This window comes from Pseudomonas sp. ADAK13 (genome assembly GCF_012935715.1).
In the GTDB taxonomy this organism is placed as follows: domain Bacteria; phylum Pseudomonadota; class Gammaproteobacteria; order Pseudomonadales; family Pseudomonadaceae; genus Aquipseudomonas.
Window position 1 is genome coordinate 350907 of the sequence record NZ_CP052860.1, and the last position, 24508, is coordinate 375414.

At 60.8% G+C, this 24508-nt stretch carries 26 protein-coding genes; 5 read left to right on the plus strand and 21 right to left on the minus strand.

The genetic code is table 11. The features are described from left to right. Positions 1 to 36: 36 nt before the first annotated feature. The 14 genes from HKK54_RS01635 to HKK54_RS01700 form a co-directional block, all read right to left on the minus strand. Complete coding sequence (locus HKK54_RS01635) at positions 37 to 840, minus strand: transglutaminase family protein (protein WP_010165966.1); 804 nt, start codon at positions 838 to 840, stop codon at positions 37 to 39. Then, positions 837 to 1787 (minus strand): alpha-E domain-containing protein, encoded by a 951-nt coding sequence (locus HKK54_RS01640; RefSeq protein WP_010165965.1) that lies wholly within the window; start codon positions 1785 to 1787, stop codon positions 837 to 839. Before HKK54_RS01640 ends, HKK54_RS01635 begins: the two co-directional genes overlap by 4 nt. Before the next feature lie 3 nt (positions 1788 to 1790). Then, positions 1791 to 3200: a circularly permuted type 2 ATP-grasp protein gene (locus HKK54_RS01645; protein ID WP_010165963.1), complete on the minus strand. Its 1410-nt coding sequence runs from the start codon at positions 3198 to 3200 to the stop codon at positions 1791 to 1793. 425 nt (positions 3201 to 3625) lie between these two features. After that, positions 3626 to 3967 carry a ribonuclease E inhibitor RraB gene (locus tag HKK54_RS01650; protein ID WP_003193463.1) on the minus strand — a complete coding sequence of 114 codons (342 nt, stop codon included), beginning with the start codon at positions 3965 to 3967 and terminating at the stop codon, positions 3626 to 3628. A 213-nt stretch (positions 3968 to 4180) separates the two neighbouring features. Further along, positions 4181 to 4441, minus strand: a complete 261-nt coding sequence (locus tag HKK54_RS01655) for a hypothetical protein (RefSeq protein ID WP_010165954.1) — start codon at positions 4439 to 4441, stop codon at positions 4181 to 4183. A gap of 79 nt (positions 4442 to 4520) precedes the next feature. Then, positions 4521 to 5126, minus strand: a complete 606-nt coding sequence (locus HKK54_RS01660) for an START domain-containing protein (RefSeq protein ID WP_010165952.1) — start codon at positions 5124 to 5126, stop codon at positions 4521 to 4523. A gap of 44 nt (positions 5127 to 5170) precedes the next feature. Continuing rightward, positions 5171 to 5425 (minus strand): YkgJ family cysteine cluster protein, encoded by a 255-nt coding sequence (locus tag HKK54_RS01665; RefSeq protein ID WP_010165950.1) that lies wholly within the window; start codon positions 5423 to 5425, stop codon positions 5171 to 5173. 162 nt (positions 5426 to 5587) lie between these two features. Further along, the gene (locus HKK54_RS01670; RefSeq protein ID WP_169385993.1) at positions 5588 to 6088 is read right to left on the minus strand and encodes a translation initiation factor 2; all 501 of its coding nucleotides are present in this window, start codon (positions 6086 to 6088) and stop codon (positions 5588 to 5590) included. A gap of 104 nt (positions 6089 to 6192) precedes the next feature. After that, complete coding sequence (locus tag HKK54_RS01675) at positions 6193 to 7632, minus strand: aminotransferase-like domain-containing protein (RefSeq protein ID WP_008434911.1); 1440 nt, start codon at positions 7630 to 7632, stop codon at positions 6193 to 6195. A gap of 191 nt (positions 7633 to 7823) precedes the next feature. Beyond that, positions 7824 to 8636 carry an OmpA family protein gene (locus tag HKK54_RS01680; RefSeq protein ID WP_010165945.1) on the minus strand — a complete coding sequence of 271 codons (813 nt, stop codon included), beginning with the start codon at positions 8634 to 8636 and terminating at the stop codon, positions 7824 to 7826. Continuing rightward, positions 8633 to 8995 (minus strand): DUF4398 domain-containing protein, encoded by a 363-nt coding sequence (locus HKK54_RS01685; protein ID WP_169385994.1) that lies wholly within the window; start codon positions 8993 to 8995, stop codon positions 8633 to 8635. Before HKK54_RS01685 ends, HKK54_RS01680 begins: the two co-directional genes overlap by 4 nt. A 9-nt stretch (positions 8996 to 9004) precedes the next feature. Next, complete coding sequence (locus HKK54_RS01690) at positions 9005 to 9820, minus strand: substrate-binding periplasmic protein (RefSeq protein ID WP_169385995.1); 816 nt, start codon at positions 9818 to 9820, stop codon at positions 9005 to 9007. A gap of 83 nt (positions 9821 to 9903) precedes the next feature. Continuing rightward, the gene (locus tag HKK54_RS01695; protein ID WP_169385996.1) at positions 9904 to 10833 is read right to left on the minus strand and encodes an electron transfer flavoprotein subunit alpha/FixB family protein; all 930 of its coding nucleotides are present in this window, start codon (positions 10831 to 10833) and stop codon (positions 9904 to 9906) included. Between the two features lie 2 nt (positions 10834 to 10835). Then, positions 10836 to 11585: an electron transfer flavoprotein subunit beta/FixA family protein gene (locus HKK54_RS01700; RefSeq protein ID WP_004371224.1), complete on the minus strand. Its 750-nt coding sequence runs from the start codon at positions 11583 to 11585 to the stop codon at positions 10836 to 10838. Positions 11586 to 12117: 532 nt separating this feature from the next. Here HKK54_RS01700 and HKK54_RS01705 point away from each other — a divergent pair. Beyond that, on the plus strand, positions 12118 to 13782 hold the full coding sequence (locus HKK54_RS01705; protein ID WP_008434918.1) for an electron transfer flavoprotein-ubiquinone oxidoreductase: 1665 nt from the start codon (positions 12118 to 12120) through the stop codon (positions 13780 to 13782). A gap of 54 nt (positions 13783 to 13836) precedes the next feature. On the opposite strand, the gene HKK54_RS01710 is transcribed toward HKK54_RS01705, so the two are convergent. After that, the gene (locus tag HKK54_RS01710) at positions 13837 to 14727 is read right to left on the minus strand and encodes an AraC family transcriptional regulator (protein ID WP_010165933.1); all 891 of its coding nucleotides are present in this window, start codon (positions 14725 to 14727) and stop codon (positions 13837 to 13839) included. A 181-nt stretch (positions 14728 to 14908) separates the two neighbouring features. Between HKK54_RS01710 and HKK54_RS01715 the strand changes: the two genes are divergently transcribed. Beyond that, entirely contained in the window at positions 14909 to 15961 is a 1053-nt protein-coding gene (locus tag HKK54_RS01715) for an NAD(P)-dependent alcohol dehydrogenase (protein ID WP_010165931.1), read from the plus strand. Here the strand turns inward: HKK54_RS01715 and HKK54_RS01720 are convergent, their stop codons facing one another. From HKK54_RS01720 to HKK54_RS01745, 6 genes are all read right to left on the minus strand, one after another. Further along, a complete protein-coding gene (locus HKK54_RS01720; RefSeq protein WP_169385997.1) occupies positions 15962 to 16765 on the minus strand; it encodes an IclR family transcriptional regulator in 804 nt (267 codons plus the stop codon). 257 nt (positions 16766 to 17022) lie between these two features. Next, positions 17023 to 17988 (minus strand): L-arabinose ABC transporter permease AraH, encoded by a 966-nt coding sequence (gene araH / locus HKK54_RS01725; protein WP_169385998.1) that lies wholly within the window; start codon positions 17986 to 17988, stop codon positions 17023 to 17025. 19 nt (positions 17989 to 18007) lie between these two features. Next, a complete protein-coding gene (gene araG / locus HKK54_RS01730) occupies positions 18008 to 19516 on the minus strand; it encodes an L-arabinose ABC transporter ATP-binding protein AraG (RefSeq protein WP_169385999.1) in 1509 nt (502 codons plus the stop codon). Then, positions 19513 to 20502 carry a substrate-binding domain-containing protein gene (locus HKK54_RS01735; RefSeq protein ID WP_169386000.1) on the minus strand — a complete coding sequence of 330 codons (990 nt, stop codon included), beginning with the start codon at positions 20500 to 20502 and terminating at the stop codon, positions 19513 to 19515. The genes araG and HKK54_RS01735 overlap by 4 nt, the downstream gene beginning before the upstream one ends. A 36-nt stretch (positions 20503 to 20538) precedes the next feature. Next, the gene (locus HKK54_RS01740) at positions 20539 to 21360 is read right to left on the minus strand and encodes an SDR family oxidoreductase (RefSeq protein ID WP_010165923.1); all 822 of its coding nucleotides are present in this window, start codon (positions 21358 to 21360) and stop codon (positions 20539 to 20541) included. A 149-nt stretch (positions 21361 to 21509) separates the two neighbouring features. After that, on the minus strand, positions 21510 to 21989 hold the full coding sequence (locus HKK54_RS01745; protein WP_010165922.1) for a GNAT family N-acetyltransferase: 480 nt from the start codon (positions 21987 to 21989) through the stop codon (positions 21510 to 21512). Positions 21990 to 22101: 112 nt separating this feature from the next. Here HKK54_RS01745 and HKK54_RS01750 point away from each other — a divergent pair, with 112 nt between their 5' ends. The 3 genes from HKK54_RS01750 (at position 22102) to HKK54_RS01760 (ending at position 24486) form a co-directional block, all read left to right on the plus strand. Beyond that, entirely contained in the window at positions 22102 to 22746 is a 645-nt protein-coding gene (locus HKK54_RS01750; protein WP_169386001.1) for an HD domain-containing protein, read from the plus strand. Between the two features lie 113 nt (positions 22747 to 22859). After that, positions 22860 to 24053 carry an MFS transporter gene (locus HKK54_RS01755; protein ID WP_169386002.1) on the plus strand — a complete coding sequence of 398 codons (1194 nt, stop codon included), beginning with the start codon at positions 22860 to 22862 and terminating at the stop codon, positions 24051 to 24053. Between the two features lie 85 nt (positions 24054 to 24138). After that, positions 24139 to 24486: a hypothetical protein gene (locus HKK54_RS01760; protein ID WP_010165919.1), complete on the plus strand. Its 348-nt coding sequence runs from the start codon at positions 24139 to 24141 to the stop codon at positions 24484 to 24486. The last annotated feature ends 22 nt before the right edge of the window (positions 24487 to 24508 follow it).

A 24508-nucleotide genomic window follows, 5' to 3' on the forward strand; every position in this document is an offset into this window, starting at 1 on the left:
CTCCGGCCAAGAAAAGCTCCTCTCTCCCCCGGAATCCTACTGCTGCTGCACCGAAATCACCGGTGTCGGCGCCACAAATACCTTGGCATGCATCTGCTCATGCCCTCCCCCACGGCGCATGCCCCGCACCGGGCAGGCGTCGAGGTAATCCAGGCCTACCGCCAATTTCAAATGCCGCTCCGGTCGGGCCAGTTGGTTCGTCACGTCAAAGCTGTACCAGGCGTCATCCAGCCAGGCTTCGGCCCAGGCGTGACTGGCCAGGTGCTCGCAATCTTCGCTGTACAAATACCCCGACACATAACGCGCCGGAATGCCCAGGCTGCGGGCGCAGGCGAGGAAGGCGTGGGTGTGGTCCTGGCACACCCCGGCGCGCCCGGCAAAGGCCTTGGCGGCGCAGGTGTCGACTTCAGTGGAGCCCGGCGAATAGGTCATGTACTGGTTCAGCGCGTGCATCAGGTCGATCAACGCACTGCGGTCGCGACGCTGGTGGCAGTGTTTTTCGGCAAAGCTGCGCAGGGCGTCGTCCGGTTCGGTCAACCGGGTGCAGCGCAGGAACGGGAAGGCCGACTGGCTTTCATGCTCGGCCTCGCGCAATTCGTCGATATCCACCTGGCCACGGGCCCCAATGATGATGGCTTCATGGGGTTCGTCCAGGGTCAACACGTGCAGGATATTGCCGAACGGATCCAGTTGCGCCCGCACCGGCCGAGGCAGGTCCAACTGCCAGCTGAGGACGTGCTGGCGCTCGCTGTCATGGGGCGTGAGGCGCAGGTACTGGATGCTGGCACGCACCTGGTCTTCGTAGTGGTAGGTGGTTTCGTGGCTGATGGAAAGTCTCATGCCGCCTCCAGGTAGGAACTGTAAATAGCGTCACCCAGCTCGCGCACGAGTGGGATGAAGTCGGTCAGCCAAGCGTGCAGGCCTTCCTTGAGAATTTCGTCGATGGCGGTATAGCGCAGGCGCGCGTCCATCTCGGCCGCCAGGCGCTGGGCCGGGCGACCGTTGATGCCGGGCAGGCTGCCAAGGATCTGGTCGATCTCTTCACTGCACGCCCGCAGCGAACGCGGGACATCGGCGCGCAGCAGCAACAGCTCGGCGACTTGGCGGGCGCCGGGGGCGTCACGGTAGATTTCGGTGTAGGCCTCGAACGACGACAAGGCCCGCAGCAATGCACTCCACTGATAGTAGGCGTGGGCGGTGCCATCGGTGACCGCTTCGGCCTGGTCGCCGGCCATCTCGTAGCGGGCATCCAACAGGCGCAAGGTGTTGTCGGCCCTTTCGATAAACGTGCCCAGACGAATGAAGCGAAACGCGTCGTTGCGCATGATGGTGCCGTAGGTGGCACCCCGAAACAGGTGGGACCGCTCCTTGACCCATTCGCAGAACCGGCTCATGCCGTAGCGACTCAGGCCTTGCTGGGCGATGTCGCGAATTTCCAGCCAGGTGGCGTTGATGTTTTCCCACATGTCGGCGGTGATTCGCCCACGCACGGCATGGGCACTGGCGCGTGCAGCGCCGAGGCAACTGTAGATGCTGGCCGGGTTGGCAGCATCCAGGGCGAAGAAGTGCAGCAGGCGTTCCGCATGCAGTTCACCGTGGCGCTCGCGGTAATCGTCGAGGGTGCCGGTGATCAGCAGGGGCATCGCCAGTTCATGCAGGCCATCACCGCGCCCGTCCTGGGGCATCAGCGACAGCGAATAACTGACATCGAGCATGCGCGCGAGGTTTTCCGCGCGCTCCAGGTAGCGCGACATCCAATACAAATCCGAGGCAGTTCTACTCAACATATTTCAATCCTCGACCACCCAGGTGTCTTTGGTGCCGCCGCCCTGGGACGAGTTGACCACCAACGAGCCTTCCCGCAGCGCCACACGAGTCAGGCCGCCGGGGACCACACGGGTTTCCTTGCCTTGCAGCACAAACGGGCGCAGGTCGATATGGCGTGGGGCGATGCCGTTTTCGACAAAGGTCGGGCAGGTCGACAGGCACAGCGTTGGCTGCGCGATGTAGGCATGTGGCTTGGCCTTGATGCGTGCACGGAAGGCTTCGATTTCCGCCGCCGAGGCTGCCGGGCCGACCAACATGCCATAGCCACCGGAACCCTGGGTTTCCTTCACCACCAGTTCCGGAAGGTTGGCCAGCACGTGGGACAGTTCGCTGGGATTACGGCACTGGAACGTCGGAACGTTCTTCAGGATCGGCTCTTCATCCAGGTAAAAACGGATCATCTCGGTGACGAAGGGGTACACCGATTTGTCATCCGCTACCCCGGTGCCGATGGCATTCGCCAGTACCACATTGCCCGAGCGATACGCCGCCAGAAGGCCCGGCACGCCGAGCATGGAATCCGGGTTGAAGGCCAGCGGGTCGAGGAACGCGTCGTCGAGGCGGCGGTAAATCACGTCGACCGCCTTGGGCCCGTCGGTGGTGCGCATGAACACACGGTCATCGCGCACGAACAGGTCGGCGCCTTCCACCAGTTCTACACCCATTTCCCGAGCCAGGAACGCATGCTCAAAGAACGCGCTGTTGAAACGCCCAGGCGTCAGCACCACCACACTGGGGTTATCCAGCGGGCTGGAGCTTTTCAGGGTGTCGAGCAACAAGTTGGGGTAGTGATCGATCGGCGCGATGCGCTGGGCGGCAAACAGTTCGGGGAACAGGCGCATCATCATTTTGCGGTCTTCGAGCATGTAGCTGACGCCGCTGGGGGTGCGCAGGTTGTCTTCGAGGACGTAGTAAGTGCCGTCGCCATCGCGTACGAGGTCGACGCCGGAGATGTGGGAATAGATGTCGCGGTGCAGGTCCAGGCCCTGCATCGCCAACTGGTACTGCTCGTTGGCCAGGACTTGCTCGGCGGGGATGATCCCGGCCTTGATGATGCGTTGTTCGTGGTATAGGTCGGCGAGGAACATGTTCAGCGCCTTGACCCGCTGAATGCAGCCGCGCTCGACGATCCGCCATTCACTGGCCGGGATGCTGCGGGGGATCGTGTCGAAGGGGATCAGGCGCTCGGTGCCTTGCTCGTCGCCATACAGAGTGAACGTGATGCCGGCCCGGTGAAACAGCAAATCGGCTTCGCGCCGGCGCTGGGCCAGTAATTCAGGGGGCGTCTCGGCCAACCAGCGGGCGAACTCGCGGTAATGGGGGCGCACCTGCCCTGCCCCGTCGTACATCTCATCATAATAAGTGCGGATCATGCCGTACTCCTTGTCACCCGGACGCAAGAACCATCGCAAGGCCCGTGCCAGCGGCATAAACACTTAAGTATCAATCAGTTGGATATAGGCCCAGGCCATACCGCACCGTCCCGGTGCAGCAAATGCCCGCTGTCATGGGCGGCGCCTCATTGCAATGCAGGCCCTGACTATCAACAGCATAGTCAGAGTTGATTTCACTGCCCGGCAAACCCTGGGGATAATCACCCCCATCATCTGAACAGGACGCGTCCTACAGCTTCATCCATTGCGCACTACCGCTTGTACTGAATCGCTCTCCTCCTTTGCGATCTTCCCTTTGGCCACCCTGCTCGGGTGGCTTTTTTTTGCGCAGGATTTTTCCCGCGCCAGAAACAAAAACGGCCGACCCAAAGGTCAGCCGATACGCTGTGTTGTTGCTCATGTCGCTACATGGGTAACCCACGCACCTCCTGTTTCACGCCCCATCCCTCAATGATCCCGCCCAAGGGCTCGACCACCGCCTCAAAGTCCTGCTCGAAGTCTCCTATGCCGTCGTAGGTGGCGAACATGATTTTGCTCAGTTCCAGGTACCAGGCGCCGTCATCCCGCGCGCTGACCTGGGCATTCAGGGATTCCCCACGAAACCGACCCGCAGCCCGCCGCGCACGTTCCTCATCCGGGAAAATGGCGTAGAACTCGATGGGGTGGAAACGCGAGAAGTCAAAGCCGCCCTCTTTCATGCGGCGCAACACATTGGTGCTGATGTCTTCTTGATAGGCTGTGCTCATGAAACGTCCTCCTCAAACCGATGGATAGACTTTCCGTGCTTCCCAAGGCCCGCGCTGCAAGGGCGCGGGTGTTACGGCAATGACGTCGCCGCCGGGAGACAAGCATGTAGCTGACAAGACCAGACCTTAGCGATTCATTCGCTGATCTCCCTTGCAGAGTAGCGCGAAGCTATCAGCTCCACCAGAGGCTGTTTAAAGACGTACAGGGAATGTTCAGGCGGCGGGAGAAATGTCGAGGATTTGAATACTGTTTTGGTCTTTCAGGCTTTTTACCGTGGGCTCGGCCGTGCGGCCTTCCAGGTCGTTGAGGTCCAGTTCAGCGGCCACTGGGAGCAACTTTGCACGGATCATATGGGCAGCCTCTTCCAGGCTGGGTCTTTCGCCGCAGACGAACTGCTCCACGGACTGCACGCCATGATCATCAACGAAGGTAATTTTCCACGTTTGCATCAGTGCCTCCTCGATAAAACCCATGGGTGGGCTTACCTCTATCTGGACCTTGAGGGCTCGGAATTCGTTCCACTCAAGGCCGGAGGCACCTGATCAGCTGCAGTTACTTCTCAGCGTGTTCTTTCAGGGCTTTCAAGGTGTTGAACGGTGCGTCCACCACGAACTTGTTGGCCAACCACGACGGTACGCTGCCACCTGGCTCGGTGTGCACCTGGTAGGTCACTTCGGTCAGGTTGTCGCCTTTAGGCACCAGTTTCCAGTAGCCGTCGACCTGGGCCACACGCACATAGCCTTTGACTTCAGGCTGGTAGGTCGGCACTTCCAACAGCTTGCGGGTCACCGTGCCGTCGGCGGCCTTGGTGGTGGTGATTTCCAGGATCGAGTCACGATCGGTCACCGGGAACGGTGCCTTGAACTGGGTGTAGGTCCAGCTCTTGTCGCCTTCCTGCTTGAGGAGTTTTTGCGACTTGCATTCGTGGATCCAGGAACAGGCCCCCGCCACGTCTTCCTGCAATGCCTGGATCTTGGCCAGCGGTGCCTTGATGGTGGTCACACCGCGATAAGCCTTGTACTTGGAGCCGGCGATTTCACTCAAGGAGACTTTGATACCGTCTTCATCCTTGGCGGTCTGCCAATCTTCAGCGTGTGCAGCAGCAGCGAACAAAACGCTAAAACCGCACAACACCGCAACTCGTTTCAGTGAACCCATGGTCTTATTCCTTATTGTTGAAGTTCAGTACTTTGAACAGCCCACTAAGCCGCCGTCATCTGTTCCCACCAGCCGATCAACTTGATCGCTTCTTCCTGGCTGTTGCCACAGACCTCGAGATCCGCCTGGAACGAACTGCACACCGCCGGCCGCTCAGGCTGGCCAAACAACTGGCACAGTTGTTCGACCGACAGATGCAGGCAGCGTTCGCCCGCTGGTTTGCCGGCAGGCATTCCCGGCAATGGAGAGCTGATGGATGGGGCAATGCAGCAAGCGCCACAGCCTTCACGGCATTTCATGACGAACAGATCCTCGACAACTCAGTGTTGATGGCCACGTAAGACTACGCCCTTAAACAGACGTTTTAAATTGGCTTAACAGGGGTTTTTAACCGAAAACAAAAGTGACTGACCAGTCTGCGACAGAAGGTCAGGGGTACGCGTCACTTTTACTCGTCGGGTTTATTGCTTGAACTGGAAATCCAGCGCCGCGCCTTCCACTTCGCGCCGTTCTTCGTTGCGCAGTTGCAGCTGCATTTCATTGCTGAGCAGGCGCCCGTTAATCTGGAACGCGCTGTTATCGGTGGGCTTTTCGGCAAACATTGGCGGCAACAGCGGCACATTCTTCGGCTGCGGCATGGTGCCGAGGGGCTGCAGATGGCGAACCATGTTCGACGGCAGGCTCAAATCCAGCTCTGCAGGCGGCAACTGAGTCTTGGCGACTTCGTGGGCTGATTTGGATTTGCTGGCGATAGGCGCACGCTTTTTGGTCGGTGCGGCTTTCTTTACCGGTGCTTTCTTTGCCACCGGCGCCTTCTTGGCCGGGGCGACTTTTTTCGCCGGCGCCTTTTGCTGGGTGCTGGCAGCAGGCGCTGTTTCACTGGCAGGCGCCGCCAGGACGGCACCCGCGTTACACAGGCTTAACACGCAGATCAGCAGTGCAGCAGGAAAGGTATAAGTCATATCGCCAGCAGCATTAACGGCAGAAGGCCATATGCTCGCTTGTTGGGGCCAGCATGACAAGCATGCTAAATAGCCAGCTACCCTTTATGTCCCCTTTCCACGCCTCAAAAGCCTGCCGCAGTCTCCTGGCACAACTGGCTCGCCAGCATGCCGAGGGTCATCAACGCGCGCTCGGCCTCGCGGTTCCACGGTGTACCGCAGTTCAAGCGAATACAGTGGTTGAACTGTTCCGTATTACTGAAGATCAGCCCCGGTGCAATGCTGATGCCCTGCTGCAAGGCGCGCACGTGCAGTTCCTGGGTATTGACCCGCCCGGGCAAACTGACCCACAGGATAAAACCGCCGGTCGGACGGGTCATCTGCGTGCCTTCGGGAAAGTACTGCTGCACCGCCAACTGGAAGGCGCTGAGATTTTTGCGGTATTCCTGGCGGATATAGCGCAAATGCCGGTCATAACCGCCGTTTTCCAGGTAGGCCGCCGTGCCCATCTGGGTCACGCTGCAAGCCGAATGGGTGCTGAACATTTGCAGGCGCTGGATTTCCTGCTGGTATTTGCCGGCGATCATCCAGCCGATGCGGATGCCCGGTGACAAGGTCTTGGAGAAGCTCGAGCAGTAGATGACCCGGTCGAGGCGGTCGTAGGCTTTCAGGGCCTTGGTGCGGCCCAGCTCGAACATCAGTTCGCCGTAGATATCGTCTTCAACCACCTGGATATCGAAATCCGACGCCAGGCGCAGCAGCTGTTTCTGCCGCTCTTCGGGCATGGTGCCGCCCAACGGGTTGCTCAGGCGCGTGGTCAGCACCAAGGCCTTGATCGACCATTGGTTGGCCGCCAGTTGCAGGGCTTCCAGGCTCATGCCGGTGGCCGGGTCGCTGGGGATTTCGATAACTTTGAGGCCGAGCAGATCCGCCAGTTGCAGCAAGCCGTAATACGTTGGCGATTCGGCGGCGATCAAGTCGCCCGGCCGCGTCAGCACCCGCAACGACATCTGCAACGCGTCCACGCACCCGTGGGTGATCACCACTTCGGACGGATCGACCACCACGCCGGCATCGCGCATGCGGATTGCCACCTGGCGCCGCAGCGGTTCAAAACCGGGGCTGAACATGTAGCTGAACGCCCGCGGGCTCTGGAAGCGTGTGACCTTGGCCAGTTGCTGGTGCAGCGCCCGTACAGGCAAATAATCGACACTGGGCACGGCGGCGCCCAGCGGGAACACGCCTTCGCGGCGGGATTCCACCAACACCTGTTGAATGATGCTGCTGCGGGTGACCAACCCTGGACGCTCGACCCGGGCGATGTCCGGCGTGGGCGCGGTAAGCGCCGGCGTCTGGTGCACGTAATACCCGGACTGCGGCCGCGCACGAATCAAGCCCTGGTCTTCCAGGTTCGCGTAGGCCTGCAACACGGTGGCGTGGCTGACGTTGAGCTGGGAGCTCATTTTGCGCACCGAAGGCACGCGCTCGCCCGGTTGATAGACACCGCGGCGAATATCCTCAGCCAGTTGCTGGGCGATACGTTGGTAAAGCAACAGATTGGTCATGACGCAGCACTCGATTTCACGGGTATTTTATTTTTGTGTGAAACATACCGGCACAGTTTAGAAGTGTACGGGGACAGTTGCCACAATAGTCGAGCACGGGCGGCAGTGATAGAAAAAACTGTAAGGGTGGCGAACTGAATCGCAGGCACAAAAAACCCGGGAGATTCCCGGGTTCCTGTGACACTGGTTGTTCAGCGGGCGGCGCCCAGCTGGCCTTTCTCATCGGAGAACACAATCTCCACCCGGCGGTTCTGTGCCCGGCCACGCTCAGAAGCGTTGGCTTCAACCGGGTACTGATCGCCGTAGCCTTCGACCTGGATGCGTTTTTCATCGATGCCCAGGTCGTTCAGCACATCCGCCACGGCCTGCGCGCGGTCCCGGGACAGTTTGAGGTTTTCCGGCTGGCCACCGGTATTGTCGGTGTAACCCTCGATGCGCACTCTGCGCTTGGGGTTCAATTGCAGGAACTGCACGACTTTCAGCACCGTGCGGTTGGCCGAGTTTTGCAGCTCTGCCTCGCCGGTGTCGAACAGCACGTCACCCAGGGTCATCACCAGGCCACGATCGGTCTGGACGGTGGTCAGGCTGGCGATCTGTGCCTCCAGCCATTTGCCCTGTTGCTGCACGCTGCTCAGCTTGGCTTCCCGCAGGGCCAGTTGCAGGCGCTGGCGTTCCAGCTCCAGCTTGACCCCGCGTTCCTGATTCAGCGCCTGCTCGGTGTGTTCCCGGGCAATCGCGCTGTAGCGCTGGCTCAGGTAAGCGTAATGGGCCACATCGGCGCCGCTGCCCCAGAAGCTGGAAAAACGCTCGGCACGGGCCAGGGACTCACCGGCGCGGATCACGTCCTTGGGCGCGATACGCAGCACATTTGAATCTTCCTTGACCTTCTGGAAGTCACTGCTCGCCTGTTGCAACGCGACGTTACTGTCAGGATGGGTCGCGCAACCGCCGAGCGCGCTGCCCAGCAACAGCACACAGCTCAACCCTCGGATCAACGGGCTCATTGGGCATCTCCCAACTGCAGTTGCTTGCGCAGGCGGGTGATACGGGTGTTGAGCACGTTCAGTTGCTCCTGGCTTTTGCGGGTCAGCACCCGCGCTTCTGCCAGGCGGGCGTCCAGCTCGGCTTCTTCAGCCTGCATGCGGGCGTCCTTGTAGGATTGATCGGCCATGTCGGCCTGGGCCTGGGAGAACTTGTCTTCAGCCAGCTTCAGCTCGGGCGAGTCATCGGCGACGGCGCCCACGGCGTTGGCTTGTTCCAGCGCTTGCTGGGTCAGGCGTATTTGTTCATTCGGCGCAGGATCGGCTGCACATCCCGCCAGAGCTACAACGGCGAGGGCCGCGAAAAGAGGTCGAATAGTCACTGAAAATCCCTACTTTGTTGGGGTGCCGACGGGTTGCTGCAACTGCGCTTTCCAGCGCGCAAGATTGCTCTGCAGCGCGGTTTCCGCCAGACCGGACGCGGGCAATTCTGTCATCTTTTTGGCGAGCTGTCCGCGCAACCACGGATCGTTGCAGGCCGAGTTGTGGGAAATGGCCAGGTACAGGCCCGGCTGGTCGATGGGTATTTCGCGCGCCACCAGGTCGTTACTCATGCCCAGGGTCTGGGCCATGGCCATGCCGGAATAACGCCCGGCGAGCACGTAGTCCACTTCCCCCAGCAGCAGTTTCTGGAACGCCGGGGTCAGGCTGGGCAGGCGTTGCAGGGTCAGTTGCTCACCGGCGAAGGTTTCGAAGTCGCGGCTCAGGCGCGCCCGCTCCGACACCGCGCCCTTGTGACCCTGCAGGTCGCTGGCCTGGTGGTAGGCCAGGGCCGAGTCCTTGCGGGTCCAGACCAGGTAATCGGTTTGCACCAGCGCCGGGTGGATGTAGTCGAGGGCGTCCAGGGCGTCGAGGGTCAATGGCGCGTCGGCGAGGATATCCATGCGCCCGCTGCGCACCTCTTCCAGCGCCAGGGAGCGCTTGCCGCCGTACAGCAGGTCGATTTTCACCCCGAGGTCCTTGGCCACTTGCTGCAACACGTCAGCGGTGGCGCCGATCAGGTGCGTGGGGTCCTGGGGATCACGCCACAGGTAGGGCGGTGCGTCCGGGCTGCCGGTGATCACCAGGCGATCACACTTGCCGGCCGCCAGCGACACGGTCGGCAGCAGTGACAGGGCCAGCAGTACAGTCCAGGGGCGCAATTCCATGGCTTGGTTCTCCCATTCAAAAATTGCCGGGCAAAAAAAAGCCCGGTCAAAAGACCGGGCTCTTTATAAGTGAAGCGGCTGGATTAGACCAGCTTCTCCAACTCGGGTACGGCTTCGAACAAGTCCGCCACCAGGCCGTAATCAGCCACCTGGAAGATCGGTGCTTCTTCGTCTTTGTTGATCGCAACGATCACTTTGGAGTCTTTCATACCGGCCAAGTGCTGGATCGCGCCGGAGATACCGACCGCGATGTACAGCTGTGGCGCAACGATCTTGCCGGTCTGGCCGACCTGCATGTCGTTCGGTACAAAACCTGCGTCGACGGCAGCGCGGGAAGCGCCGACCGCAGCGCCCAGCTTGTCGGCCAGGGCGTACAGGTGCTTGAAGTTGTCACCGTTCTGCATGCCACGGCCGCCGGAAACGACGATCTTGGCAGCGGTCAGTTCCGGACGATCGGACTTGGCCAGTTCTTCGCCAACAAAGCTGGAAGTGCCAGCGTCGTGAGCAGCCGCAACCGCCTCAACCGCAGCCGAACCACCTTCAGCAGCCACCGGGTCGAAACCGGTGGCACGCACGGTGATGACTTTTACCGAGGCAGTGGACTGCACGGTAGCGATGGCATTACCGGCGTAGATCGGACGCTTGAAGGTGTCGGCGCTTTCTACCGAAACGATCTCGGAGATCTGGTCAACGTCCAGCTGCGCAGCAACGCGCGGCAGGATGTTTTTGCCGTTGGAAGTGGCGGCAGCCAGGATGTGGCTGTAGCCAGCGCCCAGCTCTGCCACCAGCGGGGCAACGTTTTCCGGCAACTGGTGAGCGTAGGCCGCGTTGTCGGCGACCAGGACTTTGCTCACGCCAGCGATTTTTGCAGCGGCTTCAGCAACGGCGCCAACGTTTTGGCCGGCGACCAGGACGTGGACATCACCACCGATTTTGGCGGCAGCGGCCACGGTGTTCAGGGTGGCCGGGGCCACAACCTTGTTGTCGTGTTCTGCGATTACCAAGATAGTCATGATTAGATTACCTTCGCTTCGTTTTTCAGTTTCTCGACCAGTTCAGCCACCGACTTGACCTTGATGCCCGCGCTGCGTGCAGCCGGCGCTTCGACTTTTACGGTCTTGTTGGTGGAGGCGGTGGAAACGCCCAAAGCATCCGGAGTCAGCACTTCGAGAGGCTTCTTCTTGGCTTTCATGATGTTTGGCAGGGACGCGTAGCGCGGCTCGTTCAAACGCAGGTCGGTGGTGACGATGGCTGGCAGTTTCAGGGAAACTGTTTGCGCGCCGCCGTCGATTTCGCGGGTCACGGCAACCTTGTCGCCGCTCACTTCGACTTTCGAAGCGAAGGTGCCCTGGCCGTAACCGGTCAGTGCAGCCAGCATCTGGCCTGTCTGGTTGTTGTCGCTGTCGATGGCTTGTTTGCCGAGGATCACCAGCGATGGCTGTTCCTTGTCGACAACAGCTTTCAACAACTTGGCAACGGCCAGGGAAGTCAGCTCTTCAGCGGATTCGACGAGGATGGCGCGATCGGCACCCAGCGCCAGGGCGGTACGCAACTGCTCTTGAGCAGTGGTCGGACCGATGGAAACGACGACGATTTCAGTCGCAACGCCTTTCTCTTTCAGGCGTACGGCTTCTTCCACGGCGATTTCGCAGAACGGGTTCATCGACATCTTGACGTTAGCGAGGTCGACGCCGGAATTGTCCGCCTTGACGCGAACTTTCACGTTGTAATCGACAACGCGTTTGACAGCTACAAGAACCTTCATGGATTCCTCGTTACTCTCCGGTGAAAAGAAAGTCGCCTAGGCGAACCTGGCGGTTGATGCTCATCGGCACACAAGGGCACCTCCAAAAACGTCACGGACTCACACAACAATGGGATAGCGATGACCGTTCGTCAGTGGTGACCAAGAAGTCATTCTTTATCGCAGCGTGTAAACTGCGCGCCATCGTTTGGGCGCGCGTCACCTGTCTTGCTTTTGGACGTGCTCTTGAAACCTGCTGTCTGCCTACGGTAAGCGCAAAACCGACCGTATATTGACCGGAACACCTATTCTGGTCAATACGGCAAAATAGCCAGTCATAAGCCGCGCCTCTTTGATTTACCTAGCCTGCGGGCAATTCAAACAAACGTTTGTATTGGACGCTGAGAGTGGTGTAGATATAATGCGCCACCTAGAGAGAAAGGTGGGTCGTCCCCTGCCCCTTGCATGAAATTTCTGCAGGCACTGTGGGACGAATTACCGAACCTCCACCCATTAGAAAAAAAGCCGTTGAGCCTTGAGTAGGAGATAGCCTGTGGAACGCGAATACATGGAATTCGACGTGGTCATCGTCGGCGCTGGCCCGGCAGGCCTGTCTGCCGCCTGCCGATTGAAGCAGAAGGCCGCCGAAGCCGGTAAGGAAATCAGCGTCTGCGTGGTCGAAAAAGGCTCCGAAGTCGGCGCTCACATCCTGTCCGGTGCGGTGTTTGAACCCCGTGCCCTGAACGAATTGTTCCCGGACTGGAAAGAACTCGGCGCCCCGCTCAACACACCTGTTGTGCGTGATGACATCTATGTACTGCGCTCCAGCGAAGCTTCCACCAAGGTGCCTGACTTCTTTGTGCCCAAGACCATGCACAACGAAGGCAACTACATTATCTCCCTGGGCAATCTGTGCCGCTGGCTCGCCCAGCAGGCCGAGAACCTGGGCGTGGAAGTCTACCCGGGCTTCGCCGCCCAGGAAGCACTGTTCGACGAGAATGGCGTGGTGCGCGGGATCATCACCGGCGACCTCGGTGTCGACCGTGAAGGCAACCCGAAAGAAGGCGTCTACACCCCAGGCATGGAGCTGCGTGGCAAGTACACGCTGTTCGCCGAAGGTTGCCGCGGGCACATCGGCAAGCAACTGATCCAACGTTTCAACCTGGACAGCGACGCCGACGCCCAGCACTACGGCATCGGCCTGAAAGAAATCTGGGAAATCGACCCGGCCAAGCATCAGCCAGGCCTGGTGGTACACACCGCCGGCTGGCCGCTGGACATCATGAGCGCCGAAAACACCGGTGGTTCGTTCCTCTATCACCTGGAAAACAACCAGGTGGTCGTCGGCCTGATCGTCGACCTGTCCTACAGCAACACCTTCCTGTCGCCGTTCGACGAGTTCCAGCGCCTCAAGCATCACCCGGTGCTGGCCCAGTACCTGGAAGGCGGCAAGCGCATCAGCTACGGCGCCCGCGCTATCTGCAAAGGCGGCCTGAACTCGCTGCCGAAAATGGTCTTCAAGGGCGGCGCGCTGATTGGTTGCGACCTCGGCACCCTGAACTTCGCCAAGATCAAGGGCAGCCACACCGCCATGAAGTCCGGCATGCTCGCCGCTGACGCCGTGGCCGACCGCCTGTTCGCCGAATCCGAAGGCGGCGACGAACTGACAGCGTACGTCGACAGCTTCAAGAACAGCTGGCTCTACGAAGAACTGTTCGCCAGCCGTAACTTCGGCCCGGCGATGCACAAGTTCGGCCCGATCATCGGTGCCGGCTTCAACTGGTTCGACCAGAACATCCTCGGCGGCAAAATGCCGTTCACCCTGCACGACACCAAGCCTGACTACGCCTGCCTGAAGCTGGCCAAAGACAGCAAGAAAATCGACTACCCGAAACCCGACGGCAAGCTGAGCTTCGACAAGCTGAGCTCGGTGTTCATCTCCGGCACCAACCACGAAGAAGAACAGCCGTGCCACCTGAAGCTGAAAGACCCGAGCATCCCGATCGGCACCAACTTGCCGCTCTACGATGAACCGGCGCAGCGCTACTGCCCGGCCGGCGTGTATGAAGTGATCACCAAGGAAGACGGCGAGAAGCGCTTCCAGATCAACGCCCAGAACTGCGTGCACTGCAAGACCTGTGACATCAAGGACCCTTCGCAGAACATCACCTGGGTCACACCGGAAGGCGCGGGCGGGCCGACTTACCCGAACATGTAAGTCACTGGCTTGAACAAAAGGCTCCCGAATGGGGGCCTTTTTATTGCCCGATGATCAGGCCGCCCGCTCCTCGCCGGGGCTGCGCTCGAAGTAGCGCTTGTATTCCCGGCTGAACTGCGACGTACTCTGATACCCCACGCTATGCGCCGCCTGTGCCACGCCCATGCCTTCCACCAACAGCAACTGCTGCGCCTTGAGCAACCGCAGGCGCTTGAGGTACTGCACCGGCGACAACAGCGTGCAACGCTTGAAGTGCTCATGAAAAGTCGACGCACTCATGTGCGCATAACCCGCCAGCGTCTCGATATTCAGCGGCTCGGCGTAATGCGCATGCAGGTGGTTCAACGAGGTCGCCACCCGGGAAAACTGCCCCTGCTGCTCCACCAGCGCCCGCAGCACATCGGCCTGTGGCCCGCGCAACGCCGTGAACAATAATTCCCGCACCCGCGCCGGGCCCATGATCCGGCTCTCCAGCGGATCGTGCAGGCACTGCAGCAGCCGTTCGACACAGCCACGCATGGCGTCATCCAGCACCACCGAGCTCATGGACTCCAACGTCTGCGCCGCCGGCGGTGGCCCGCTCTGGATGCCCATCGCCATCACCAACTCACCCAGCACCACCCGGTCAATGCCGACCGTCACGCCTAAAAGCGGCGCATTGGGCATGGCAAAGGTCTCGCATTCGAACGGCACCGGCATTGCCTGAATCAGGTAATGCCCGGCGCCATATTCCAGGGTACGCGGGCCCAGGTAGGCGACCTTGCTGCCCTGGGCGACGATCATCAGGCTCGGCTCGTAAATCTGCGGGCCCCGCGCCACGTCGCAACTGGCGCGCAATACCTGCACGCCGGCCAGGTTCGTGGGCGAGAAACCATCGCGGGGCGTCAACGGTTCGATCAGGGCAACCAACGCGGCATTGGCGTCGACATGGCGGGTCAACAACATGGCAAAAACTTCGCGAAAAAGGGGATGTGACCATCATCGCAGGTCTGGCGCCACAGTGATCCAATCCAGGGGCACTCCCGGACGAATAGGCATGAGACTCGGAGCAATCGCCATGGCCGCCCCCAGGCACGGCGCGGAGAATGCGCCACCTCACCTGTCACTGCTCCTGCGAGGTTTCTCCATGTACACCGCTATCGGTTACGCCGCTCAATCGGCCACCACTCCCCTCGCCCCCATGTCCTTCGAACGCCGCAGCCCGCGCGCCGATGACGTGGCGATCGAAATCCTCTACTGCGGCGTCTGCCACTCCGACATCCACCAGGCCCGCAACGAATGGGGCATCGCCGTGTACCCGCTGATGCCGGGCCACGAGATCGTCGGCAAAGTCACTGCCGTCGGCGCCAATGTCACCGCGCATAAAATCGGCGACCTGGTCGGCGTTGGCTGCATGGTCGACTCGTGCCGTCATTGCGACGCCTGCCACGCGGACCTCGAGCAATACTGCCTCGAAGGCCCGACCATGACCTACGCCACCCCGGACCGGATCGACGGTAGCAACACCATGGGCGGCTACTCCGACAGCATCGTGGTCAGCGAGCACTTCGTGGTGAAGATCCCGGCCACGCTCGACCTGGCCAGCGCCGCGCCGATCCTCTGTGCCGGCATCACCACCTACTCGCCGCTCAAGCACTACGGCGTGAAGGCTGGCGACAAGGTTGGGGTGCTGGGCATGGGCGGCTTGGGCCACATGGGCATCAAGTTTGCCAAGGCCATGGGCGCGGAAGTGACGCTGTTCACCCGCTCCGCCAGCAAGGCTGAAGAAGGCCGTCGCCAGGGCGCCGATCACGTGATCGTGTCCACCGATGCTGAACAGATGAAAGCCGCTGCCGGCCACTTCGATTTCCTGCTGGACACCATTCCGGTGCAGCACGATTTGAACCCCTACCTCGACGTGCTGCGCTTTGATGGCGTGCACATCCTCGTGGGCTTGATCGAGCCGGTCGACCCGCCCGTGAATGCCGCCAAGCTGGTGCTGGGCCGCAAGGTGCTGGCCGGTTCGCTGATCGGTGGCATTGCCGAAACCCAGGAAGTCCTGGATTTCTGCGCCGAGCACGGCATCACCTGCGACATCGAAATGCTCGACATCCGCCAGATCAACGAAGCCTACACCCGCATGATTGCCGGTGACGTGAAGTACCGCTTCGTGATCGACATGGCAACCCTGAAGGCCTGATCAGGCCTTCGCGCCCAACTCCGCTGACAGCCGTGCTGCGACCTGTTTGATCACAGGGATCAGCTCGGCCATTTTTTCCAGCGGCATGTAGGGCACGGTACTGGCGATGCTGATGCCGGCGACGATTCGCCGGCTGGCATCGCGCACCGGTGCCGCGACACAACGGATCGACGGTTCGTTGTCTTCCAGATCGAACGCATAACCGCCCGCCACGTACTCCTGCATGCGCTGTTCGAACTGCGCCCAGGACTGCTCGGGGTGCTGCGGCCACTGCAGGTTTTTCCCGCCCGCCGGCAGGCTGACCTCATACAGGCGCTGCCACTCTTGCACGCTGTCATCCAGCAGCAACGCCTTGCCGATCCCGGTGCGCGCCAACGGCATGCGATGGCCCACACGCGAGCGCATTTCCGGGCCGTTGCGACCAGGATTTTTGTGCAGGTACAGCACGTCGTCGTATTCGCGAATGGCCAGGTGGATGGTGTCGCCGGTCAACGCCGACAACTCATCCAGATACGGCACCGCCAGGCTCACCAGCGGCAATTCTTCCCGTGCCTGGAAACCCAGCTCGATCAGTTTGGGGCCCAGCAGGTAGCCGACTTGCGGCACCACGCGCAGGTAGCGCTCTTCCACCAGGCAACTGGCCAGGCGGTGGGTGGTGCTGCGGGTGGTGCCGATGCGCCTGGCGATTTCCTTGAGATCCCGCGCGCCGGCTGCCACGGCCTGCACCACGCCCAGGCCACGCAGCAGGGTCTGGGTGCCGGTGGGCGCGGCGTCTTTGACGGGAGTGTGGGCGTTTTCCTGCATATCGGGCCTATTGGGAAGTACGAAAACGGCGCCATTATGGGCGGTCACGGTAACTGTGGCGAGTGGACTTCTGTGGTGAGGGGGCTTCTGTGGTGAGGGGGCTTGCCCCCCGTTGGGCTGCGTAGCAGCCCCAAGAGAGTCACCCCATTTTTCCAGACAGATCAGAGTTGCATGGCTTTGGGGCCGCTTCGCAGCCCAACGGGGGACAAGCCCCCTCGCCACAAAAAGCCCGCTCACCACAAAGTACCCGTTGCCCCTTAGCGCTGTTTCATGCGGTCGATAATGACCGCCAACAACAGGATCGACCCACGAATCACGTACTGGTAGAAGGTGTCGATGTTCTTCAGGTTCATCGCGTTCTCGATGATCGCCAGAATCAGCACCCCGGCAATCACATGCCGGATCATCCCGATCCCGCCGCTCAACGACACCCCGCCCAGCACGCACGCCGAGATCACCGTCAGCTCGAACCCCTGGCCAATCATCGGTTGCCCCGAGGTCATGCGCGACGCCAGGATCACCCCGGCCAACGCCCCGATCACCCCGTGTACGGCAAAGATGATGATCTTGGTCCGGTCAACATTCACCCCGGCCAACAGCGCCGCTTCCTGGTTGCCCCCGATGGCCATGGTGTTGCGCCCGTAGGTGGTGTAGTTCAGCAGCCAGCCAAAAAACACAAAGCACAACACGGTGATGATGATCGGTACCGGCACGCCAAACAGCTGGCCGTTGCCGAAGACGAAGAAACCTTCGTCCATCACGCCCACCGCCTTGCCGTTGGAAAAGATATACGCCAGCCCGCGCACGATCTGCATCGTCGCCAGCGTCGCAATCAACGCGTTGATCCGCAGCTTGGCGATCACGATGCCATTGATCAGCCCCACCACCAGGCCCATGGCCAACGCCGCCGACACGCCGAAGAACACGCTGTCGGTGTCGCGAATCACGATCCCCGCCACCACGCCCGAACAGGCGATCACCGAACCTACCGACAAGTCGAAGTGCCCCGACGCCAGGCAGAACAGCATGGTGCAGGCTGCAATCCCGACCGTTGAAATCGCCAACCCGAGGCCGCGCATGTTCAGCGGTGAAAGGAAGTTGTCGATGAAAATGGCACTGAGCACAAAGATGCTCAAGGCCGCCAGCAGCATGACCCAATCATCGAGAAACTTGCGCTGGTTGAAACCCGGCCAGAAGCTTCTCGCGGTTTTTACCTGTGACATACCCTACCCCTCGTATTCTTCAATCCCGCGTACGCGGAAGAGCCAGTTGCAGCAGCCGTGCTTCGTCCGCTTGATCGCGGGTCAATTCGCCGGTCAGGGCGCCTTCGCTCATCACCAGGATGCGGTCGGAGATGCCCATCACTTCCATCAGGTCGCTGGACACCACGATCACCGCAATGCCGCTGGCCGCCAGGTTGTGGATGATCTGGTAGATCTCCGACTTGGCACCGATATCGATGCCGCGGGTCGGCTCGTCCAGCAGCAAGACTTTCATCGGCATCGACAACCAACGACCCAGAATCGCCTTCTGCTGATTGCCGCCCGACAGGAACAGAATCGGTTGGTCGGCCGACGGTGTGCGCACGTTCAGCGCGCTGATTTGCCGCTGGGCGTTGCTGCGTTCCCAGCCGCCCTGGATCAGCCAACCGAAGCGCGCATGGTCGCGGCGCGCACTGATGTTGATGTTCTCCGCGACACTGGCGCGGGGCACGATGCCTTCCTTCTTGCGGTCCTCGGGGCACAGCAGCACACCGGCCGCAATCGCATCCCGCGGGGTCTTGAACGTCTGCGCCTCACCGTGCAACACCAGCGCACCCTGGGTGCTGCGCGACAGCCCGGCCAGCAGGCGCAACAGCTCCGTGCGCCCTGCCCCGACCAAACCGAACAGCCCGAGAATCTCGCCTTTGTTCACCTGCAAACTCACCGGTTCCTGCAACCCCGGCCCAAGCAAACCTTCTACCCGCAACGCTTCACCGGAGTGTTCGCGCGGCCGGTAGTTATAGATGTCCTGGATGTCGCGCCCGACCATGCAGTTAACCAACTGGTCGACGTTCAACTGCGCCATGTCTTCAAACGTGCGCACGAAGCGCCCGTCCTTGAACACCGTCACCGCATCGCAAATCCGGAACACTTCTTCCATGCGGTGCGACACGTAGAGGATCACCCGGCCTTCATCCCGCAGCCGGGCGATGATCACCATCAGCCGCTCGATCTCACGGGCCGAGAGGCTGCTGGTGGGTTCGTCGAAGGCAATCACATGGGCGTTGCGCGACATGGCCTTGGCGATTTCCACCAGTTGCCGCTGGCCGAGGGACAGGCTGCCCAGGCGCATGTTCGGATCGATTTCATCCGCCAGGCCCTTGAGCAGTTCCCGTGCCTTGCGCACCATCGCGCCGCGATTGACCACGCCGAAGCGCGACGGCATATGGCCCAGCAGCAGGTTCTCGGCGACGGTCATTTCCGGCACCAGTTGCAGCTCCTGGTGAATCACCGCGATGCCGCTGGCGATGCTGTCGGCCGCCGACTTGAAACTGACGCTGCGTTCGCCCAACTGCAGACTGCCGCTGTTGGGCGGATAAAAACCGCCGAGGATTTTCAGCAAGGTCGACTTGCCCGCGCCGTTCTCGCCCATCAGCGCATGCACCGAATGGGGCCGCGCTTCAAAGCTGATCTGCGCCAGGGCTTTCACCCCGGGAAACTCCTTGCCGATGCCGTTGAAACGCAGGCTCTCTGCGGCGGCGCTGTTCATTTCCACAGACCGATCTTGCTCAACTCTTCCTTGAAGTTGGCTCGGGTGATCAGGGTCACGTTATCCAGCGCGGTGAACTTGGCTGGCTCCGTGCCTTTGGTGACCCACTCGAACATCGAGGTAGCGGTTTTATAACCGGAGGCATCCGGGCTGAGCAGCATCGAGCCGTAGAAACCGGTGTCGGATTTTTTCAGTTCTTCGATAGCGTCAGTGCCGTTGATGCCCACGCCAATCACATTCGGCGCCTTGAAGCCGGCGCTTTCGGTGGCGCGCACGCCGCCCAGCACGGTGCTGTCGTTCATGCCGCCGATCAGCAGGTTTTTCGCGCCGCTGGGCAGTTTCACCAGGGCAGAGTTGGTGGAGTCCATGGCGCCCGGCACGTCGAGGGTTTTCTGTGCAGTGAACAGGATATGGTCGACCGGCAGGCCGGCGGCCTTGAGGCCTTCTACCGAACCGTCGGTGCGTTTCTTGCCGGTTTCCAGCTCGTCGAAGGTGTTGATGACGGCGTAGGTGTCCTTCCAGTCCCACTTGCGATTTTTAGCCTCGGTGGCCATGGCTTCGCCTTGTTTCTGGCCAATCTTGTAGGCGTCCAGGCCGACATAAGGCACGTCTTCCATGGGCTTGCCCTTGGCGTCGACGAAGCGGTCGTCCACCGCCAGCACTTTCAGATTATTGAGCTTGGCCTTGGCCATGATTGCCGGGCCGAGGGACACGTCCGGCGGGCAGATCACGAAACCCTTGGCGCCGTTGGCGGCCAGGGTGTCGATGGCAGAAAGGGTTTTCTCACCGTCAGGCACGGCGATCTTGATCACGGTGAAACCATGATCCTTGCCGGCTTTTTCGGCGAACGCCCATTCGGTCTGGAACCAGGGCTCTTCAGCTTGCTTGACCAGGAAGCCGATCTTTACTTCTTCAGCGAATGCGAGGGTGCTGAGACTGCTGAGAGCAACGGCGACCGCAAGGGTGCGCACTGTCTTCTTGAACATAAACCACCTCTTGTTGTTATTGGAGAGTTGTTCGGCTTAATCGTGGTACATCACCGACCGCCCGCCATCGATCATCAGGCAGGTGGCATTGATAAAGGGCGCCTCATCGGTCGCCAGAAACAGTGCGGTCATCGCCACTTCAATCGGCTGGCCGATGCGCTTGGGCGGGTGCAGGTCGAAGGCGCGCTGACGCTCGGCGTGGGGGTCGGCAAAGCCGTTCCAGTAATCGACGTTGAGTTGGGTTTCGATATAGCCCGGCGCAATGGCATTCACGCGGATGCCCTTGGGCGCGTATTCAATGCCCAGGGCACGGGTCAGCCCGAGTAGCCCGTGCTTGGCCACCGGATACGGAAAGCAACCGGGAATGATGTGGCTGGAGTGGGTAGAGGCGATGTTGATGATGTTGCCGATGCCCTGCTCGATCATGTGCGGCAACACAGTGCGGCAGCCGTACCAGGCGCCGTCGAGGTCGATGGCGAAGCAGCGGCGCCAGTCTTCGTCGGTCATTTCCAGTGGGTCACGGAACACGTTGACGCCGGCGCAGTTGACCAGCACGTCCACGCGACCAAAGCGTTCAATGGCCACGTCCACCAGGGCGCGCCATTGGTCCTTGGAGGTGATATCGACGGGTTGTGCGTAGATCTCGGCGCCGCGTTCGCGCCAATGGGCGGCGACTTGCTCGACCTTCTCGCCCTGGATATCACCGATCACCAGCCGCGCCTGCTGGGCCTGGAAGCAAGCCACGATGGCCTCGCCAATGCCCTGGGCAGCGCCGGTGATGACCACGACTTTGTGCTTCAGTCGCTCGCCGTAAGTCGGCTCGGGCACCGGAGGTAACGACAACGGTTGTGCCTGCATCGCTTCACCTGTTTTGTTTTTGGTAGTGAGTGCTGATGCCCAAGACTATAAACCCAGAAACCGGAACATCTCAATATATAAATTATCATCCCACATAGTGAACAAAATCATAAAAAAACCGGCTGTGATCGCCGGTCCTTTATACGCGTTTAACCCTGGGCAAAATCCCGCAGTGCGTCGCCTTCCATGCGGTAGCGCACCCATTCTTCCTGGGGCTGGGCGCCGATGGATTTGTAGAACGCGATGGCCGGTTCGTTCCAGTCCAGCACGCTCCACTCGAAACGCCCGCAACCGTTGTCACAGGCGATTTTCGCCAGGTGGCGCAGCAGTTTCTTGCCCGCCCCGCCGCCGCGCTGCTCCGGGTTGATGTACAGGTCTTCGAGGTACAGGCAGTTGCTGCCGAGCCAGGTGGAATAGCTGAAGAAGAACACCGCAAAACCGATCGGCAACCCGTCCCGCAGGCAGATCAGGCCGTGGGCCGTGGCGCCTTCGCTGAACAGGCTGCGCTCGATGTCCACCACGCTGGCGATCACCTCGTGGCGAGCTTTTTCGTAGTCGGCAAGCTCGGTGATGAAGGCCAGGATTTGCGCAGCATCGCTGGGCACGGCGGGGCGAATCTCGATGGTCATGGACTGGCCTTGTCAGGAAAAGAAAGCACACATACTAAGGCGGTTTAATGACCGATTGCAGTGCAATTTCATTCGCGGCTAACCTGCAGGCTATCGACCGTTGAGAATCCCCATGCCCTTCACGCCACTGACCGACCTTGCCGCGACTTTATTGCCCTGTGCCCTTGAGCCTTCGGAAGATGGCGCCCACGACCTGTCCCACTTGCAACGCGTGTGGCACAACGTGCGGTCGATCCAGGCCGAGGAAGGCGGCGAACTTGAAGTGCTGCTGGCGGCGGTGCTGCTGCATGACTGCGTGGCGGTGGAGAAGAATTCGCCGTTGCGGTCCAAGGCATCGAAACTGGCGGCGGACAAGGCCGGGGAGATTTTGCAGGGATTGAAGTGGCAGCCCGGGACGATTGCAGCGGTGACCCACGCCATCGAGACTCACAGCTTTTCGGCGGGCCTGACGCCGCTGACCCTTGAGGCGAAGATTGTGCAGGACGCCGACCGTCTGGATTCCCTCGGCATGATCGGCGTGGCCCGCACGTTTTATATCGCCGGGCGCATGGGCAGCGGGCTGTATGACCCGGCAGACCCAACGGCAAGGCACCGCGAGTACGACGACAAGCGCTTTTGCCTCGACCATTTCCAGACCAAGCTTCTGCACCTGGCGGACGGGTTTCAGACCCCGACCGGGCAACACCTGGCGCGGGTTCGGCATGAGCGTCTGAAGGGATTCATGGACCTGTTTATCGAGGAAATCGGCACACCCTGAAAGCGCCGTTACTCCGCTGCGGGCTAATGCAAAAACCGCTAACCACAGAACAAACCCGCAAGCCGTGCATGGTAAAAAGTTGGGCATAAATCCAACAAACTCCAGGCACCTTCATGCACTCCTCACCTGCGGTCGGCGGAAAACTGTTCGGCCTTTTCTGCCTCGCCAGCTACTTGCTTTCCCTGTCCTACGGCTCGACGTTTTTGCTGTCGCTGCTGATCCATTCCCGCGGCGGCAACGAACACGACGCCGGCAGCGTGATCTCCATGGCAATGCTCAGCACCTTTGTGGCGGTGTTGGTTTCCGGGCATCTGGCTGACCTGTTGGGGGCGGCCAGGTCGATCGCCCTGCTCGGTGTGCTGCTGGTGGTGGCGTGCCTGGGCTTTGCGCTGGCGCCGGGGTTTGGCGAAGGGCTGATGTTTTTTGGCTTGTCGCTGGGGTTGGGCTGGGGCGTGTTCTACACACTCGGGCCGATCATCGTGGCGATGCTGGTGGAGCCGGCGCAGCGTGCCAAATATTTCGCCCTGCTCTCGGGCAGCATGATGACCGGGATCGGCTCCGGGCCGCTGCTGGGTCGGGCGGCCAGTGCCCTGGATTTTTCCCTGACGGCAGCGTTCCACATCGCAGCACTGGCGAGCCTGGTCGGTGTGGTGATTTTCTGGCGGCTGGGTGCCGCACTCAGTCAGCACACCGCGCCGGTGTCGAAGATTTCCTGGTCGGCCACGCGCAAGGTGCTGTCGTCGAGGGCGGTGTTCGCGATCATCATGGTGGGCCTCGGCGGGTGCGTGTTTGGCGGGCTGTCGAGTTTCCAGACGAGCTACGCGGCGGTGCACGGGCTGGACTATTCGCTGTTCTTTCTGGGCTTTATGAGCGCGGCGATTACCAGCCGCCTGTTGATCGCCAGCTTCGTGGTCAAGCGTGATCCGTATTGGGCGGCCTGTGTGTTGTCCGGGTTGATGCTGGTGTCGATTTTCCTGTTCGGGTTCAAGGTCAGTAGCAGCTTCAGCTACCTGCTGGCGGCGGTCACCCTGGGCGTGGGTTATGGCCTGACGTATTCGGTGATCAATGGCCTGGCCGCCAACGAGGCACCGGCGGGCACCACGTCCCAGGCGTTGCTGCTGTTCAGCCTGGCGTACTTTATCGGGGTGTTCGGCTTCCCGCTGCTGGCGGGCAAGGTCATCGTCGAGTACGGCATGCCGACCCTGTTGATGAGCGTGCTGGCCGTGGCGTTGCTCAACTGGCTGATCACGGTGGCGCGATTGATCTGGCGGCGAATCGCGTCACACAAAATCTTACAAGCGACGTAACACCGTTCGTCGGTATCGAGGCACGAATCGCAAACAGGGGCGGACCAATATCAGGTAAGGACATTAATCATATGGAGACACCATCATGACGACTTCCAAATTTGCCGCCCTCGCCCTCACCGGTTTGCTGTCTGCCGTTTCGCTGAGCAGCTTTGCCGCCACCACAGGCTCCAGCACCGGCCCCACCGACCCTGTCGGCAGCCCGCCCAACCCGGCGACCCAGGAGTCGAAAGACTCGATGGGCACCGGCATGGACACCAACGGCGGCGCCATCATCGACAACAGCAAAGACCCGCGCACCCAGGGCGACGATACCAACCGCAACAGCGGTGCGGTGCCAAACGGCAAAATGGGCCCGGGTGCCACTTCGCCCTCGATCAACAAGGGTGACGACTCCAACATCCCCGGCGCGCCAAAACAGCCAGCGCCTTAACGCGCGGCACAGACGAACACCC